Origin of the sequence: Leptospira hartskeerlii, from assembly GCF_002811475.1 — a bacterium.
Classification (GTDB): Bacteria; Spirochaetota; Leptospiria; order Leptospirales; family Leptospiraceae; genus Leptospira_B; species Leptospira_B hartskeerlii.
In genome coordinates this window covers 241,321-259,597 of sequence record NZ_NPDL01000002.1, presented here as the reverse complement: position 1 = coordinate 259,597, position 18,277 = coordinate 241,321, and the positions used below count along the sequence as shown (strand labels likewise).

The 18,277-nt window shown below is 41.0% G+C and carries 15 protein-coding genes; 5 read left to right on the top strand and 10 right to left on the bottom strand.

Annotated elements, in window-relative coordinates; translation table 11 throughout:
- Positions 1-19: 19 nt before the first annotated feature.
- The 5 genes from CH352_RS04195 to CH352_RS04175 all read right to left on the bottom strand — a co-directional run bounded on the left by CH352_RS04195 (position 20) and on the right by CH352_RS04175 (position 4,891).
- The gene (locus CH352_RS04195; protein ID WP_100705527.1) at positions 20-964 is read right to left on the bottom strand and encodes an alpha/beta fold hydrolase; all 945 of its coding nucleotides are present in this window, start codon (positions 962-964) and stop codon (positions 20-22) included.
- 19 nt (positions 965-983) lie between these two features.
- Entirely contained in the window at positions 984-1,784 is an 801-nt protein-coding gene (locus tag CH352_RS04190; RefSeq protein ID WP_100705528.1) for an SDR family NAD(P)-dependent oxidoreductase, read from the bottom strand.
- A gap of 47 nt (positions 1,785-1,831) precedes the next feature.
- Positions 1,832-2,710, bottom strand: coding sequence for a metal-dependent hydrolase (locus CH352_RS04185; RefSeq protein WP_100705529.1), 879 nt, complete (start codon positions 2,708-2,710; stop codon positions 1,832-1,834).
- Between the two features lie 46 nt (positions 2,711-2,756).
- Positions 2,757-3,719, bottom strand: coding sequence for a M24 family metallopeptidase (locus tag CH352_RS04180; protein ID WP_100705530.1), 963 nt, complete (start codon positions 3,717-3,719; stop codon positions 2,757-2,759).
- A gap of 77 nt (positions 3,720-3,796) precedes the next feature.
- Positions 3,797-4,891 carry an AraC family transcriptional regulator gene (locus tag CH352_RS04175; protein WP_100705531.1) on the bottom strand — a complete coding sequence of 365 codons (1,095 nt, stop codon included), beginning with the start codon at positions 4,889-4,891 and terminating at the stop codon, positions 3,797-3,799.
- Positions 4,892-5,019: 128 nt separating this feature from the next.
- On the opposite strand from CH352_RS04175, the gene CH352_RS04170 reads away from it, so the two are divergent.
- Positions 5,020-6,303 (top strand): citrate/2-methylcitrate synthase, encoded by a 1,284-nt coding sequence (locus CH352_RS04170; RefSeq protein ID WP_100705532.1) that lies wholly within the window; start codon positions 5,020-5,022, stop codon positions 6,301-6,303.
- Between the two features lie 92 nt (positions 6,304-6,395).
- On the opposite strand, the gene CH352_RS04165 is transcribed toward CH352_RS04170, so the two are convergent.
- The 4 genes from CH352_RS04165 to dusA all read right to left on the bottom strand — a co-directional run bounded on the left by CH352_RS04165 (position 6,396) and on the right by dusA (position 11,399).
- On the bottom strand, positions 6,396-7,385 hold the full coding sequence (locus CH352_RS04165; protein WP_165780149.1) for a cytochrome-c peroxidase: 990 nt from the start codon (positions 7,383-7,385) through the stop codon (positions 6,396-6,398).
- 102 nt (positions 7,386-7,487) lie between these two features.
- Positions 7,488-9,197, bottom strand: a complete 1,710-nt coding sequence (locus CH352_RS04160; RefSeq protein ID WP_100705768.1) for a 7TM-DISM domain-containing protein — start codon at positions 9,195-9,197, stop codon at positions 7,488-7,490.
- Between the two features lie 259 nt (positions 9,198-9,456).
- A complete protein-coding gene (locus tag CH352_RS04155) occupies positions 9,457-10,398 on the bottom strand; it encodes an MBL fold metallo-hydrolase (RefSeq protein WP_100705533.1) in 942 nt (313 codons plus the stop codon).
- Positions 10,395-11,399, bottom strand: coding sequence for a tRNA dihydrouridine(20/20a) synthase DusA (gene dusA / locus CH352_RS04150; protein WP_100705534.1), 1,005 nt, complete (start codon positions 11,397-11,399; stop codon positions 10,395-10,397). The genes CH352_RS04155 and dusA overlap by 4 nt, the downstream gene beginning before the upstream one ends.
- A gap of 184 nt (positions 11,400-11,583) precedes the next feature.
- On the opposite strand from dusA, the gene CH352_RS04140 reads away from it, so the two are divergent.
- The 4 genes from CH352_RS04140 to CH352_RS04125 all read left to right on the top strand — a co-directional run bounded on the left by CH352_RS04140 (position 11,584) and on the right by CH352_RS04125 (position 17,158).
- Positions 11,584-12,489: an LIC10647 family lipoprotein gene (locus CH352_RS04140; protein ID WP_243396226.1), complete on the top strand. Its 906-nt coding sequence runs from the start codon at positions 11,584-11,586 to the stop codon at positions 12,487-12,489.
- Positions 12,486-14,423: an FAD-dependent 5-carboxymethylaminomethyl-2-thiouridine(34) oxidoreductase MnmC1 gene (gene mnmC1, locus CH352_RS04135; protein ID WP_100705536.1), complete on the top strand. Its 1,938-nt coding sequence runs from the start codon at positions 12,486-12,488 to the stop codon at positions 14,421-14,423. The genes CH352_RS04140 and mnmC1 overlap by 4 nt, the downstream gene beginning before the upstream one ends.
- Positions 14,424-14,438: 15 nt before the next feature.
- Complete coding sequence (locus tag CH352_RS04130) at positions 14,439-16,304, top strand: RecQ family ATP-dependent DNA helicase (protein ID WP_100705537.1); 1,866 nt, start codon at positions 14,439-14,441, stop codon at positions 16,302-16,304.
- A gap of 104 nt (positions 16,305-16,408) precedes the next feature.
- Positions 16,409-17,158 (top strand): hypothetical protein, encoded by a 750-nt coding sequence (locus CH352_RS04125; RefSeq protein ID WP_100705538.1) that lies wholly within the window; start codon positions 16,409-16,411, stop codon positions 17,156-17,158.
- Between the two features lies 1 nt (position 17,159).
- Here CH352_RS04125 and dinB read toward each other — a convergent pair whose 3' ends face one another.
- Positions 17,160-18,263: a DNA polymerase IV gene (dinB, locus tag CH352_RS04120; RefSeq protein WP_100705539.1), complete on the bottom strand. Its 1,104-nt coding sequence runs from the start codon at positions 18,261-18,263 to the stop codon at positions 17,160-17,162.
- Positions 18,264-18,277: the final 14 nt, after the last annotated feature.

The following is an 18,277-nucleotide window of genomic DNA, read 5'->3' as shown; positions in this document are numbered from 1 at the left end:
ATTATGATTTTATGTTTTTTCAACCGATCTCCCAAACAAACTCTCTGATCTTTTCACTAACCAAATCGGGCATAGTTCTTTGGATCCAGTGATTGCTATCATACGTATATTCTTTATAGGAATCACAGATCCTCTCGTGAAGTCTGTATAACTCCGGTCTGATCGCAAAATCTTTGAGCGGAATTAGGACCTGGACTGGGACCTTGATACGTTTCGGTTCCGGATACTTCTCCCCTCTAAGCAGTTCTCTATACAAATTCACATTGGAAACAGTCGTCGCAACAATCTCTTCTTTGGATTTATTCCTAAGTGTATCATTCTCAGGAACTCCGCCGGTATTCATCGTATACTTCCAGAAAAATTTACTGAACGTTTTCCAGATCCATTCTGGCAGAAAAGGAATTTGGAAATATAGAATGTACCAAGATCTTTTGAGCTGAGAAAGTGCCTTGTACAAAGAGACCGGATTTCCGGAAAGTGCCATTTGAAAAGCGTTCCTACGCCCAAGCACTGGGTGAGGTCCTCCCATTGCAGTATAAGATTTTGCCCAAATCGATTTCTGTTCGTCCGCAACGAACGCCCAACTAATCAAAGATCCCCAATCATGAGCAACAAGATGCACTGGTTTATCATTTCCGATAAATCGGATTACTGATTCAAGATCTTCGAATATTCTACGAACATTATATGCTTTTTGCTTTTTAGGCTTATCGGATTTTCCGGATCCCCTTAGATCTAGCGCGGCTACATTATAATCCTCTTTTAAAGATTCCATCTGGTAGGACCAAACTCTATGATCGTCAGGATATCCATGAACGAATAAAACTGTTGGCCTGTTCGGTCTTTCTTTTGCCGTATGATTGTATTTCACATACAAGGAAACATCGCCGTTATGGACAAAGGTTTCCGTCCAAACCTCAGTCCTTTCTTTTTTTACTCCGTTTTCCAATTGGGTAGCCGCCATATTTTTCGCCTCTTTTCATTTAAGAAAGTTTTTGTCCGAGTCTTTCCATTCCTCTTAAGAATCCAGGAGATAATCTGGTCAAGAATCTCAATAACTTCGCAGTGAACCCTGGGAAGACATGCATCTTTCTCTTTTCAATTCCCCTTACAATGGCTCGAACCACCATCTGAGGGCTGTCTACGATCATAGAGGGAACCACTTTAGGTTTGTCCGTTCCGAATTGTTGAGAATGTAGTATGTTCGTATTTGCGAAGAAAGGATACACGTTAGTCGTATATATTCCTTGGTGTCTATAACCTGAATCTAACGCTTCGCCCAAGGCTCTGATCCCGAATTTGGAAACAGAATAATATACTAACTCACCCGGAGCAGTGATCCCGGCGCAAGAAGATAGATTTACGATCTGTCCGTATTTTCTTTCCAACATTGCAGGTAAGAATAAACGAGAAAGATAAATAGGAGCGTATAAATTTACATCCAGGATCAATTTCCATTTATCCATCGGAACATCCAGTAGTCTTCCACCAAATGCCAAACCTGCGTTATTGACTAAGACATCTATCTTAGGTTGAATCTTGATCGCTTCTTTATAAGCCTTTTCGCAACCTGATTCACTACTTAGATCAGCTGCAAAACTTCCGAGTATTTTACCTGGAACGGGCTTTGAATTTTCCAAATAGAATTCAAGCTTAGTTTCCGGTGCTTTCATATCCGTAAGCACTAGATTGGCACCTTTCTTTAACAATTGTTTGGTTAATTCTTTACCAAAACCACCGCTTGCTCCGGTGATTAAAATGTTTTTCCCGCTTAGTCTGCTCATGCAATTTCCTTATAGTCCGTCTCAAAGTCTTTGTTTTCGGTCAGTATTTAGTTTCGGGCTTCAATAGCCTGGGCCGAATGGTCCAGGCTATTATAAATATGCTCTGGCGATTCGAAGATTGCCTTACTTAATTCCAGATTATCTTCTTGGTCCGGATGAAAATTAGGACGGAGATATCTGAAGAATGCACCCAGCGCATGAAAGAAGACCTTTTCGTCTATAAAGATAAAACGGAAAGCATCTTTTCTGGTTTTCCATTTAAAAGTAAGTCCCTCTTGCCAAAGAAGGATCTCAGCGCCTATAAATGTCGCCGCCCAGAATACGATTGTCACTCCGAGGAAAGTGACCATTCTTCTAAAATAGTTTCCGCTGACATCCAGAAACACATCGTAAGCTGCAGACTTGTGTTCTATCTCCTCTGCTGCATGCCATTCCCAAAGTCGTTTCATCTCTGATTCCGCTTGGTCCAATGCCTTGATTTGCAAGCCGATAGTAGCGACAAGAGAAGTATAATGCTCCGCTCCAGCAGTCGCCGCCAAACAAGACTTAGCTGGCATTACTCTTTCTACAAAATTTACGAAGAATGAATTCACAAAATCGGTGAAAGCCTTGATCTTAAAGCCCTGATCTTCCAGGATTTTCCAGGTCTTTTTATGCTCACCCGCGTGTTGTGCTTCTTGGCCCATGAATGCCTTTGCATTTCGAAGAACTCTTGGATCCTTGATACTTGGTAGGAATTTTTGGATACTTCTGATAAAGAATCTTTCTCCGTCAGGAAAAAATAAGGTCCACGTATTCAGAATATGGGTTTTATAAGCAGAACCGTTCATCCAATGTTTACTGGTGCCATTCTCGCTAAATTCAAATTTAGGTTTTCTGACGGGATAAAAATAAAAATCCTTATCCTTTAATATTTCACTACTCATAATAAGCCTTTTAAATTAAGTATTATAATTATTGAATGTATGTATTTTAAGCAGGGACTTTTTCTTTTTGTTTCTTAGAGTTGACCGTCTGCCTGGGAGATTTGGATTTTTTCTTCTCCTTCCAAAGACGTACATGTGGAAGATCCTCATCCAACCAATAAGCGGTAGAGTCTGTAACTACTAAGATCTCTTCCCATTTTACTCCGAAGGATTGTGATTCCTTGGAGCCGCTATATATTTTACCAATATGAGGTTCTACAGCCCATAGTCCCGGTTCCGCTCTAAAGTTAGAACCTTCTCCCCATAATGGAGAATGTCCTGAGACTCCTGGGATTAGGTCTTTTATCATTTGAGGGAATAAATAGGCGAATGTTTGGAATGGAAATCCATTCACTCGTCCACCTGGAAGATTATAAGCGGGAAGTCTTCCCACTTTATGACCTAACACTCCCTGAGGATAGACGGAATGACAGTTAACGTATCCGGAAGCACGGATCCTTGCATCTACTTCCAAATAGATTTCCGCCAAGGTTCTTTCTTCTAAGACCCTTCTTAAAATTAACTCTCTGTATTCTTCTAAATTTGAGAGTGCCTTGTCATATTCCGGATTTTTACCGAACGAGAAAGCATAACCCACATCGGCTGCTCTTCCCGCAAACGTAGGAGCTACATCTAGGATCACTGCCATACCTTCTTCTAATTTGCGGTTAGAAGGTTGGAATTTTCCGCCGAAATGGGGAAGTAGACCTTCTCCTTTTCTTAAATAATTGAGGGAGAGTGGACGTTTGAATCCTCGGAACGCAGTTCTATCGCCAAACCATGCGAAGCCGTAATGGAAGAAGGATGTGCCACCCGCGTTTCGGATATAGTCGTCAATTTTGCGAGCTGCTTCTTTTTCTGTGATGCCTGGGTATAATTCCTTGCGTACAGATTCCACCGCTTCGTAAGCCAAGGCTTGCACTTTGCGATAAGATTCTAGTTCTTCTTTAGGATATGTTTCTCGGGACATCGGTCTCTTCTCCTTCCTTGCGGAATCCGATAGGAAGGTTTTATCCTAACCGATATGTGAAAAACAATCGTCCGAACTTATAGTTTGCTACCCTTTTTTCTCCATTCTAATGGAGTCATTCCAGTGATTTTCAAAAACTGTGCATTAAATGTGGACTTAGTATTAAATCCAACATCGTACGCGATGGAGAGAACAGTTCGATCCAGATCCTCTAATAACAAAGTTTTGGCCTCTTCTACCCTAAATGAATTTAGGAATTCATTGAAGTTTTTGCCGTAGGTTTCGTTTAGAATGCGGGAAAGTTGGTGGGGAGAGACCAAAAGTTTTTCTGCGAAGTCCTGAATTTTCAGACTTTCTTCTTTATAGATTTTGTCCGCCTCTACCAACTCCTTGATACGAGTATGAAGTTGGTCCAGATCCAATCCATTCAGTTGGGTTCTTTCATACCTTTTCTGTTGGATCTCCGACTTCAAAGAAATGAAAAAATTCGGATACCTGGAAGAGAATAAAAATATAAGAACGATTCCCAAAGTTTGGAAACTAGAACCCGCAGCTAATAAAAATTGATTCTTTAAAAAGTATCCGAACCAACAAAGTTGGATGGTTGTGAAGACCACAAAGAGAATTGTATAAACTAAAGAAGAAAGTGGGATCTCAGTTTCTTTGGAAGCCTTTCTGAATAATACCCAAAGAAAGATCGAGTAAACAGTTTGGTGGATGGAACCGAATATTGTGACCCCGGTCAGAATATCCACCTTGGAACCAAACATTGCGTTTCGAATATATTCTCTGATCTCTTCTGCAGGTAAAATAATATAGGCTATTAATTCCCCTAGAAAAAGTAGAATGGCCGGGATAAAATGTTTTCCGATCTGGATCTCTCTATCCAAAGCAAATTGGACCATATTTTTAGAGACCAAAAGTAACATTGGGCCTACTGCCCAGACTGCAGGGAAGAATGCTGGCCAGAACCAAATATGATCTGCGGCCCATGGTAGCAGACCTAGGCCCAATCGACTCTCCACTAAGGCAAGAATGATGGCTAAATAGAAGATCCCACCGGGCATCGCGTTTTCCCTTTTTTTAGCGAGCTCCATCGCCGCGAGAAGAAGGCAAAGTGCGGTTCCAAATTGGATCCAAAAATGAAGAAAAAAACCGGGCAGATGCTCCAAAACAAAATTCCTTCGAAACTTCGGGAGAGTAAATCTGAAGGAGAAGTTTTGTCCAGCCGAAAGGGAAAATTGCGACTGGCGCCGAAGGAAGGTTTGACTCTTCTACCCTTCCCTTGTTTCCTATCGGTATGAGCGATTTCGTAGAGTTGAAATTCGGAGACCAGGTCCACCGTCTTCCAGTAATCACAGGAACTGACGGGAATAAAGGAATCGATATTAGAGATTTGCATACTAAGACGGGGCTAACTTCTTATGATCCCGGGTTTTTTAATACTGCATATGCCCAGAGTAAAATTTCCAGAAGAGACGCTCTTACTGGAGATTTGCAATACAGAGGCTATGACGTCGCAGAATTAGTACATTATTCCACTTTCGTAGAGACAAGCTACCTGCTAATTTATGGAGATCTTCCCACCGAAAAGCAATTGAAAGAATTCTCCATGAAACTCTCCAAACATAGTTTGATCCACGAAGACATGATCAATCTATTTGACGGATTTCCAGGAAGAGCCCACCCTCTCGCGGTCCTTTCCGTAATGGTTTCATCCCTATCTAGCTATTACCAAGACGAGTACGAAGAATATTTAGATCGTGGGATCGACCAAGCAGCTAGACTATTAGCAAAGATCAGAACGATCTCAGCATTTTCTTATAAAAAGATGATAGGACAGCCTTTCGTTTATCCTTTGGATCGCCATCCGTATTGTACAAATTTCTTATATATGCTTTTCTCCATTCCGTCGGTTAAATACCAACCTTCCGAGGAGCATGATAGGATCTTAAACCAACTTTGGATCTTATACGCAGATCATGAGCAAAATGTTTCGAACACTACTGTTCAGCTGATCGGTTCCACTCAGGCAAATATATTCGCATCCGTTTCTTCTGCGATCAACGCACTTTGGGGCTCCAGAGAAGGCGGAAGACAGGTTGCAGCAGTCGAATTGATCGAAGATATTATTAAATCCAAACTTTCCGTTCCGGAATTTCTGGAAAGGCTCAAGAAAGGGGACTACCAACGTCACTCCACATGTTTCGGTCACGACGCATATAAGGTGAAGAGCAAACGTTCTACCATCGCTCAAAAACTATTCTTAGAATTTTATAAACAGAAGAAGTTGGATCCAATCGCAGAAATCGCTCTACAAGTAGATGATTATGTAAGTAAAGATCCATTCTATCTAGAAAAGAATTTGTATCCAAACCTAGAGTTCTATAGTGCGATCCTATTCCATAGTTTAGGAATTCCTAAAGAACTTTTCACAGCAATGCAAGCGATCGGTAAACTTCCTGGTTGGTTGGCTCACTGGAGAGAACAGAGAATTGGTGTGAACGCATCTCATAAGGTTCGTCCACGTCAGATCTTCACAGGCGAGACTCACAGAAAGTACAGACAAATCTTAGAAAGATAAGTTTTTACTTAGAAGGCAAAAAAAAACCGTCTCCTTGCGGAGCCGGTCTGAATAGGTTTCAATTCTGTAAGTTCGTTTGATCTGAGATCTAATTAATTAGACCTATTTTTATCCGATAATGCCTTCAGGAAAGATACTATAGAATCAACCTCTTCTGAGGAAAGCTCTTTTCCAAGCTGCAAATATGCCATTTTTTTCACCGCTTCCGGTAGGGTTGCCACCTTTCCGTCGTGGAAATAAGGAGCGGTTAAGGCTATATTTCTAAGAGACGGAACTTTGAAGAAATACTTTTCAGCATCGTTCTTGCTCACTGCAGATCTTCCAACGTCGGTTGTATTTTCGTAAGGGTGTACCTGTCCTAGTTTTCGGAAGCTATTTCCGCCTAAAAGAGGTCCATTATGGCATTGGATACATCCTGCACTTAGGAAAGTTTCCAGTCCCTTCTGCTCTTCAGAAGTTAAAGCTCTATGATTTCCAGCTTGGAACTCATCAAAACGGTCTCTGGTAATCAGGGTTCTTTCGAACGCAGCAATCGCTTCTGCCAAATTGTCATAAGTAATCTTTTTATCCTGATCCGGGAATGCTTTTGCAAACAAGTCTACGTATTCCGCGATTTCAGAGAGTTTCTTCTCCACTGCAGCTTCAGAAGGCATTGCCATTTCCACTGGGTTTAAGATCGGACCTTTTGCCTGTGCCTTTAGGTCAGCCGCTCTTCCGTCCCAGAATTGAACGAAATGGAATCCTGCGTTCAGAGATGTAGGAGAATTCCGATCTCCATTTTTTCCAAGAGCACCAGGAGAAGTAGGAAGATTGTCCACTCCAGCGGTCTTTCCCAAAGTTCCGTGGCAGGAACTGCAGGACTGTGAATCGTTGATAGAAAGACGTTTTTCGAAATAGAGTTTTTCGCCTAAAGCAATCTTAGCAGGAGTATCCTTTTCGGAACCCGGCATTTTTTCCGGAAGGATCCCAAAAGAAGTCTTCGCGTCTTGCATGAGCTGTTTTGTTTTCTCGGATGGACCACATGCCGAGACCAGGGCCAAAATTAAGCCCAAGCAAAATATTTTTGTATTCTTCATTTTCATCACCACAGATTAGAATCATTCTAATCTTGTGTAGAATCCTCGGACGAGGATTAGAGACAACTCTTTTTCCAAAGAATCCGATTTCTCTTCCGAAAAATTCGCCTAAGAATGCAATCTGAGTTCGAATTCGAATTTTCCGGGCTCGCTCAATAGGAAAAATCTCGCGCCTAACTTTTCAGTCCTTACTTTTAGGTCGGCTTCTATTAGAGAAGAAGGCTCTTCTTTGGTTTCTACAACTCCGGTTGTCTGTATCCTAAGTAATATGGAATCTCCTTCTTTTCCCCAGAAAATTTTAGATTCACCCGACCTTCTTGCCCCTATTTTTACCGCATCGGAGAAGATTCTCTGGACCTGGAGACATTCATCTATTCTCAAAAATTGAGAAACCTTTTGGATCTCTGAATGAGCGAATAACGGATTTTTCAGGACGAACTTTCTCATTACATCTTCTACCAATTCTTCTTTTCCGCCCTGATGGTGCATCAGATCCAAAATATCTCGGACACCTGAGAGAGTCTGGTTAAGTTCGTTTTTGAGTTTAGAAAGCGATTTGTCGGAACTTTCTTTTGATTCCAATTGATCGATGAGAGAATGAAACCCCTTGTCCATAGATTGGTCCACTAACGTTGCGAATTTCGCTTTTTCTTCGGCGTTCAATCTAAGTTGTTCGTTATACTTGGATTGTAATTCTGCGAAGGTTTCCGCCTTCTCCAGATCTTTAGTAAATCTTAACGATATAATATAAGAATTGAATGCTATAAACCCGACTAACGCTGCCGGAAAACTATACGGGATGAGAAAGTAAACCTCGTATAATCCCCAGATAACGTCATTTGCCATCGAAACTGCAAGTATCATCCCGGAAAGGAATACGGTCCTTGCCCTGTCTTCTTTTTGCCACCAAGCGTATCCTAATGCTGCCAATAGAAATAGGGTGTAAAATGGAGGAACATGCATGAAGAAGGAATACAGATAGATCAGCTCTTCTTCTCCCAATACGAAAACGGAGAAGATAAAAATGAACATAGTGCTCATTAAGATCGCCATCCACTTGGCGCCGAATTGTTTCGGATACATTGTCCTTAGGATCATATATACGGAAGGAACCAAACATGCTTCACAGAAATATTCCATCCTGATCCGAAGATCTAAAGTTAGCTCCGGTGTAAGAATATACTGAAGACCGGAAGTTACAAAAGAATAGAAGGCTACTAAAAAGCAGAATAATGAGAAGAATAATGGCACTAAATCTTTTCGATAAGATGCAAAGAAGATGAGATGATACAAACCTACTGAAAAAATAATCGCGACTAAAAGTGTTTCCCAAATCGTTTCGCGGACCACTTTAAATTTTAAAGCGTCTATATCTCCGATCAGAAACGGATTACGTATCCCACCCTTTAGGAAATTTCCTCTATAATTCGAAACGTTCACGATCAGTTCCGTATCCAAAGAATCCAATAGATAGATCTGAGCATTCGGATGCGCCAGGAACTCCGTGTCGATCCTACTGGTCCCATTGATCCCATTGGCAAAGATCATTCTTTTTCCTAAATATACTGAATAGACTCCAGGAATTCTGGGTACAAAGATGGCTAGATTTTTTTGCTCTGGAGTTTTATGGATCTTTAATCTATAAGAACCATGTCCTTGCCAGGTAAATTCGGGAGAATAATCCCTCCATATCCCTGGAACCGGGAAGTATTGTCCACTTTCCACATAACCTGTATTAGGTGAGTATAAATTTCCCCAACTGAATTCCCAGTCTCCTTTTAGAGGATAAATTTCCCCCCAAGTACTGGCCGTACTCATATCTATACTTCCTTTATAAAGGAGCGGGACTTTTTCGGAAGATTTTGTAGAACAAGAGATTAAAAGGAAGAAGACACAAAGAAGGAATACTAGGTTTCTTTTCTTATTGGATCCATCCGAAGTTATGCCCACATGTATATTCAAGGATTCGAAACTAGGAAATCAAATGAAAAACTTCGCCTAAGTAATACTAGACTATTTCGGGTTCTCATTTCTATAATTTAGAAGAATTAAAAATACACACTTAAGGGATGGAAAATTATTTCCTACTCTTTCTAGATCTTTCTATCTTAAACGCGATCCCTTGCGCGTTGATCTGTGAATCAAAACCTATAAATCTTTCCTCTTTTTCTCCGAAAGGAAGATGTCGAATATGGATCTGGTCTTCCAAATAAGAACGAACTCTGCCTTCACAAAAAGCGACCAAAGATTCTCCTTCTAATCCTGTCTTTTCCGCAGAGATCATAACGTTTTTCATAACATTAAGGCCTTCTTTCATCTGCGATGCTCCCGAACGGATATCGTCCCAAACTCCGAAATGTGTGAGGTAAGCCTTGTCCGCACCTGTCGCTAGTATCTTATCCACGGAAAGTATCGCTTCTTCCGGATCAAAATCGGTCGGTGTAGTAGAAGGAAACAATAGAGAATCTTTTCCTTTTCTAAATAAAGTATAACCGATCCCGAAAGTATCTCCCGTAAAGATCCCGTTCGTCAACGGATCATAAATGCAAAAATGATGGTTTGCATGTCCTCTTGTATGCAGAAATTTGAATGTTCTTTTTTGCCAATTTAATTCTTCTCCGTCATTCATTATGCGAACCCGATCACTCGGAACAGGAAGAATTTCGCCATACAACTTAAAGTAGTTCTCTTCTCCATATACCTGGATAGAACTTTTGATGAGACGAGTTGGATCTATTATATGAGGCGCAGCTTTTGGATGAGCAAGAACGGTCGCATTTGGACAAAAAGAAATTAGTTTGCCTGTTCCTCCAGCGTGGTCCAAGTGAACATGAGTGATTATAATATAATCCACGGACTCGGGAGTAAGCCCTTCTTCCTTCAATGCTTCTAATAGAAGCGGAACGGCATTATTCGTATTATTTTCTACGAATACTGCCTTGTCCCCGTCCACGATCAGATAGGCGCAGGCAAGCCCTGCTTCTACGTATCCGCAATCTATGGTTCGAATTTTGTTCAAAAATTTCTCCGCAAATATTCGTCAGGGATGGATCCTAATGCTTCTAAAAGTAATCTAGGCCCTGGATCAGAATGCATTTTTTCCGTAAGGATCCTACGATAAGAGCGAGCGCCTCTGATCTCATGAAATGCACCAAGTAGGTGCCTTAAAATTCGACTCGGCTTTTCACCTTCTGCAGTTTGAGAAGAAACATATTCCTGCATGGACTCGAAGATCTCTCTTCGACTCAGGTTTAAAGGTTGTGCGCCAAAAAACTCGGAATCCACATCTGAGAATAAGAAAGGATTTTCGTAAGCTGCTCTTCCGATCATTACTCCGTCCACTTTGCCCAAGTGAGAATGTATATCTGAAATGGACTTAACTCCTCCATTCAATTCTATCACCAGATCCGGAAAACTTTTTTTAATAGAATATACATCCTCATAACGTAACGGAGGAACAGTCCTGTTCTGAGCCGGACTTAAGCCTTCTAATATTGCAATTCTTGCATGTATTGTGATCCGTCTTGCACCTGCCGTGCTCACAGATCTAACGAACGTATGCAGATCTTCTAATGTTTCTTTTCCTCGAACACCGATACGACATTTCACTGTGACAGGGATAGAAGTTTTAGAATCCATCTCAGAGATACAATCAGCGACTTTATTCGGGTCCTTCATCAAGCAAGCTCCGAAATTTCCTTCTTGGACCTTATCGCTCGGGCAGCCCACATTCAGATTGATCTCCGAGTATCCGTATTCTTCTCCAATCTTTGCGCATTCTGCAAGTCGAGAGGGATTGTCCCCGCCTAGCTGTAAGGAAAGTGGAGATTCTTCCTGAGAGAAACGTAAGAATCTATGTTTGTCCCCTCTGAGTATAGCACCCGTTGTCACCATTTCCGTATAGAATAAGGAATGTTTAGTGATCAGTCTTAAGAAAAAACGAAAATGTCTGTCCGTCCAGTCCATCATTGGGGCCACGGATACGGGGTATTGGATCGGCTGTTTTTTTTCGAAAGACATATACTTCGACTAATACGATCCTCGGTTTTCGGTGTGAGCAGTCAAGCGCCATGAAATGGACTTGGTTTGATTTCCGACTGTTCCAATTTGGTTCTGAACGATGGATTCAAAGAGACTAAATCCGGATTTTTTCCCCAAAGTCATAGCCTGCTGTCTATTTCTAATTCTCTCCTCTTGTAAAAGTATGAGTGGGATCTTAGACTCGATCATTATCAATGCGGGTGCGGAATATACTGCGTTGGATTTTTTTACTCATCCTTCCAATGTCCAAGGTATACCGGTCAGCAAGTTCAGTGCTCCAGGTTCGAACGCAGACACAAGCGTGGTTAGCAGGGACTCCACGACTACTCGTGCATTCTACTCTATCGGATCTGTTCCAAGCAGGATCCCAGGCACAAGAGATATCAAAGGATTTTTTTCTTTCTTAAGCGGACTTGCTTGGTCCTTCAACCTAACTTCTCCCAGAACATATAGAGGAAATCTGATCAATTATCCGGATGACGGAAGACGTTATTTTGCATTTGACGACTATGTTTCTAATCAACTTTTTCCTCTTCCTCCTCAATTAGGAAGAAACATGGAATATACTTACGAAGATTATCAGATGTATTTCACGCTTTATTTAGGTTATTATGAAGGGAAGAATGTGAACTTCGGTGTTGGACCGATATACGGCCTCGCCGTCTATAGAATGGACATTATAGAAGGAGAACATAGGATATCCAGCGTCAAGAATCAACTACAAGAATTGAAGGGACTTCGTTTATTATTCGAATATAATATAGGCCAATACTTTCCGGATACAATTCTGTATAATGCGTATGTGTTCTTAGAGATCACAAGTTTCGGTGATCTAGATGGAAAAGGTTTGAATATCAGGAATCAAGTTGCGACTGCAAACGGATTACCCGCTCCTTCTCTTTATATGAACATGACCACTTACAGAATGGGAGTCAGAAAAGAGATCCAACTTTCTAAAGAGCCTCATAAAAAGGAAGAAGGACCGGCATACCCGCCTCTACAGAACCTACCATCCGCCGGTCTTCCTCCTAAAGAAGATACCAAATCAAACTCGGAAAATCCCGGATGATAGATTGGAAAGAAAACGGCACGCCAGTTTCCAGAGAATTCGACGATATTTATTTTTCTCCGGAAAACGGGCTGGAAGAAACCAAACATGTTTTCTTAAAAGGAAACAGATTAGAAGAAAGATTATCTTCTTCTGGAGCGCGCCATGTATTTTCCATTTTAGAATTAGGATTTGGGACCGGTCTAAATTTTTTCGCCTCCTGGCAGCTCTGGAGAGATTGCAAAAGTAAATCAGGCTTTCGCGTCCTGCGATTTACTTCTTTTGAAAAATATCCATTAGAAAGAGATGATATTCGAAAAGCAATTTCCGCTTTTCCTGAACTTTCCGAACTACTAGAATTATTTTTAGAGAAATATAAACTACTTGTCCCAGGGTGTAATACTTTCTTATTCGAAAAAGAAAATTTGATCTTGGATCTATGGATAGGAGATGCAATCCAGCTTCTTCCGGAGGTTTCCGGAAAGTTCGACGCTTTCTTTTTAGATGGATTTGCTCCTTCTAAAAATCCGGAACTCTGGGGAGAAAATATTTCACTCCAGCTCAAAAGACTTTCGGATCAGAACGCAAGCTTTGCCACTTTCACTGTGGCAAGATCCGTCAAAGATCGTTTGAGCGAGGCAGGCTTCACCCTGTCCAAAATCCCGGGCTTTGGAAGAAAAAGGGAAATGCTCATCGGAGTTTATGAATCCGAGCCTGAACAGGACTTAAATCCGATCCCATTCTTAAGAAGAACACACTCCGATAAAGTTCCCGAGAAAGTATCCGTATTGGGAGCAGGACTCGCGGGCGCAGGTATTGCAAGAGCGCTTGCATGGAGAGGAATTCATGTAGAGGTTTGGGACGACCATAACGCGTTACGCGCATCTTCCGTTCCGATGGCGGTTTCCCATCCTCATATTACAAAAGTAGGAACTCCAACCAGTTTATGGACCTTACGTTGTCTCGGAAATTCTATCCGCCGTTATTCCGATCTACTTTCAAAAGATTCTTACCAAATCTCCGGGACGTTACAACTTTCAGGAGAAGATCTTCCCTGGGCAAGACTAGAAGAAGGTATTAAGGCACATTCCTTATCCAGTGATTTGGCAGAACTAAAACCGGAACTCGGAGAAAGTTATCCTGATAATGCGAAAGGCATCTTTTATCCTTCCGGATTTTGGACGGACACTCCGCTTCTCGTCGAAAAACTTTTAGATCATCCGAACATTCTTCTCAAACAAGGAAAAGCAAGCTCCATCGCATTTGAAAAAGAAGAATGGACATTATTTTCAGAGAACAACGAAATTTTAAATAAAACGGAAGTTTTGATCTTAGCAAATTCTTTCGGGATCGAAAATTTACTACAAGGTTTATGGAAAGAGTCGCCGTTCTCACCTAGATCGGTGAGGGGACAATTAGAAATATTAGAAGATCCGAATATAGAGTCAGAAAAAGATCCGATCCGAGTCGGAGATAAATATCTCACTCCTTCTAAAAATGGGATCCGAGTAAATGGTTCCACATTTGATGAATTCGATTTAAACCCGAATGCAAGTCCCAAGGATAGGGAAGAAATTTTAGAATATTCTCAAAGGACATACCTGGGCTTAAACTGGAAACAGATTAAAGTTCGCTCCGACTTCGTCGGGATCCGATCCCAAACACCGGATCGATTCCCGATCGTTGGTCCGGTCCATTCTCCAGGACCTTTTCGAAAAATATACTCCGGTATGGGTTTACATAAAAATCGAAAGAAAGAATTCCCTTTTTTAGAACCGCAAAAAAACCTGTTTGTGTTCGGCGGTTTGGGATCCAGGGGAGTTTTAACTTCCCTATTGGGAGGGGAAATTTTGGCGGAGATTCTTTTAAACGAACCTTTATCTATCGAAAATAGCTTGTACTCTTCTCTACATCCCTCAAGATTTCTTTACCGCAAGATCCGAAATCAAGAATAAGGAAGTAGTTTCAACTTGTCTGCAAACACTGGAACAGCCTCGTCTTCGATAGAGGATTGGAAAAAGATCCTACATACCCATTTCGGATTTTCTCAATTCAGGCAAGGCCAATGGGAAGCAATCCAAGCATTATTGGAAAGAAGGGATGTACTAGCAATTCTTCCTACCGGCGGCGGAAAATCACTTATCTACCAACTACCTTCCTTTGCAGAGGCAAGTTCTCTTACGATCGTAATCTCTCCATTGATCGCGCTTATGAAAGACCAAGTCGATGGATTAAAAGCAAGAGGGATCCAAGCTGCTTATTGCAATTCTACTCAGGACGATCTCGAACAAGTAAGGGTTTTATCTTCCGCAGCAACAGGAAAGATTAGAATATTATATATTTCTCCTGAACGAGCAGTCTCTCGCTCTTTCTTAAATTTACTTCCAAAACTTCCAGTGAGTTTGATGGCTGTGGATGAGGCCCATTGTGTTTCACAATGGGGGCACGATTTTCGCCCTGAATACAGAAAACTTCATACGTTACGTTCTTATTTACAAGAAGGGACTCCTTGGGTAGCTCTGACTGCTACGGCAACCGACAGAGTCAAAAAGGATATTTCGGATAGTTTGGGATTAAAGCTCCCTTTGCATGTGCAAGGCACCTATGCCAGAGAGAATTTGAAATTCTCCGTAGTATACCCTGACTCGGAAAGAGAAAAGGAAAATCTACTTTTAGAAATATTAGAAAAAGGTAACTTTCAGAAATCAGTTTCAGGCAAGGTGATCATATACTGCTCCACTCGCGCAAAAGTGGACGAAATTTACGAACTTCTCCGCAAATCAGGATATAAAGTGGGCAAGTACCACGCAGGAAGAACGGATTCCAGCAGAGAAAAAACGCAAGAAGGATATACATCCGGAAAAACGAATATACTCGTTGCCACAAATGCATTCGGAATGGGATTGGACAGTCCGAATGTACGATTAGTTCTCCACTATCAAGTGCCTTCTTCTTTGGAAAGTTATTATCAGGAGGCGGGAAGAGCAGGGAGAGACGGTAAAAATTCGGATTGTGTGTTATTCTTCTTACCCGGCGACTTAAGCGTCCAAAGTTTTCTTTTATCAAAGGAAGCAAATTATAAGGGAGGAGAAACCCTACTCTCTCATGTAAAATCTTACGTAAGTTCTTCTGACTGCAGACAAAAGATCTTATGTGATTATTTCGGAGAACAAATTTCCAATTGCGGATCTTGTGATACTTGTGCAGACTCGGCATCCTCTCATTCCGCAAGACTTGCTTATACTGAGAGAGAAAGATTAAAGGCGGAAAAGAAGAAGGAAAAGGAATCTCACATTTTCAATCCTGATGAGATCAAATCGGTAGAAGGATTGATATCTGAATATCCCGCAAAATTCGGCAAAAAGATCATCGCAGGTACATTGAGAGGTGCAAAATCCAAGGATATACTTCGGAGAAGGTTAGATAAGTCCGAATATTATTCTTCTTTAAAACATATTCCCGAAGAATCCATTCTTAAACTTTTGGAAGATTGGCAGAAGACAAAGAAGCTTTCCGTTAAAGGGGATAAATATCCCAAAATTTATCTGACTTCATTCGGAAAACCTAAAACATCTTTCGATGATACTGAAAAACCTCGCAAAAAAATACCGCTTAGCGGGGACAAACTTATTCTGAACGAACTCAAAAACTTCAGAGACAGGATCGCGAGACGTAATAAATGGAAGAAGTTTATGGTGCTCCAAAATCCTGTACTTGTCAGGATCGTCTCTCAAAGACCGGAAAGCCTGGAAGACCTTATGGCGATTAAAGGTATGGGAGAAGCCAAAGTTAGACAATACGGGAAAGAAATTTTATCTATTTTAGAGAAGTTTTAACCTTTCCGACTTCCACACCCCAAAAATCGCCTTGCATATAACCTAAAGACTTTCTAATCTGACCAGCCAATCCATCTGACGATTTTATACATTAGGAAAATAATATGTTTCTGATCCGCCTTATCTTCCCCTACTTCAAGTTTTCTAAAACTAAAGCCTTAAACGAAGTCAATCTCTGGCTCCAAAGTAAAGAAACAAAGGATTCTCTTCCTGCTACCGATTACATTCCTTTCATGGATAACTTAGCCTTTCAACAATACAAAGATAGGATTTCCAAAAAGATGGGAGTTCCTGAATCAGAATTAGAACTTTATAGATCAACGGAAAGGACCAAACTTTTATACAGACCTTTTTTCATAATCTTCATTATTGGAATGCTGTATATGGGAATTAATCTATTCTTAGAGATCCAACCTTACTTGGGAAAATCCAGATTAGAAAAACCGTTTATAGAGAACCTTCTACCATCGGGAAAAAAAGAATTGGTAGAGATGGACGGATCTTTTTGTAGATATATGATCAATAATGCTTCCGAGATCGCGGAAGATTATTTTTATATAGGTTGGTATTTGTTCAGCATCGGTTCCATTTGCACATTTTTAGGTTCCATTATGGATTCTAAACACCATGGAATTCTAAAGATAGCACTTCCTTTCGTCGGTCTATTTATATTAAGTATAGCATGGAAAGTATTCGATAATTCTAAACTAGCCGGACTTGCAGCGGGGAGATCCATGATTCACTATAATGAAGAAAAGGATTCTGATAAAAAATGCAGGCAAGAATGGGCAAATCTACGGCAGGGAATCGCAAACTTAGTTCCTTCCGGGATAGACGGAGATACCTCTAAATAGTTTAGAATAGAGAAGGAAATAGATCCTCTTGCTCTTCAATTCTGATTTGAGAATTTTTAGAAGTGCTTTCCGGATGAGAAAGACTTAAGCCCAAAAGACGGATCGGAAATATCGCTTTACCGGATTCTAATATGAATTCCTCTAAAAGTTTGGATCCGATCCGGTACAATTCGTTTTTGTCCAGATAGGAATAATCTTCGGTGATACTTCTGGTTTTTTGGGTGAAGTCAGAAAATTTTACTTTAAGAGTGATCGTTTTTCCGGGGAAAGGTTTTTGAAGTAATCTTCTCTCCAATTCCTCCGCGATATCCGAAAGTTCTCTAAATATCTCAGGGCCATTTTCTAGATCTTTAGCAAAAGTAGATTCCGCTCCTAAAGATTTTCTTTCTCTAAACGGTTCTACCGGTCTATCGTCCAAACCTCTGCATACCGCATAAAACCAACGACCCGATTTGCCGAAGTTTTGGTCCAACATCTCCAGGCTTTTTTCTTTTAGGTCTTTTCCTTTTTTTATCCCAAGTGCATGCATTTTCTTTAATGTAACTTTTCCGATCCCGGGAAATACGGAAACATCCAGGGACTCTATAAATTTTTCGGCTTGTTCCGGACGAACGATTGTCATTCCGTTTGGTTTGTTTTGGTCTGTTGCAATCTTGGCTAAAAACTTATTAATAGAAACTCCTGCGGACGCGGTTAACTGAGTCTCTTCGTAAATTCTCTCTCTGATCTCTTTTGCAATCTGACTTGCATATGGAATATTTTTCTTATTCTGAGTTACATCCAAAAATGCTTCGTCCAAGGAAAGCATCTCCACAAGATCTGTGTATTCTAAGAAGATCTGTCTGATCTTAGAAGATACTTTTCTATACGCTTCGAAACGAGGAGTTACAAAGATCCCGGAAGGACAAAGCCTTGCCGCCTGAGAACAGGGCATAGCAGAACGAACTCCGAATTTTCTTGCCTCATAACTTGCAGCGCATACCACTCCTCTAGAATCAGGAGGACCTCCTACAATGAGAGGCTTGCCCCGATAACTTGGATTATCCCTTTGTTCTACCGAAGCGTAAAACGCATCCATATCGACATGTAGAATTTTTCGGACCATCTTCTTTCATCTAT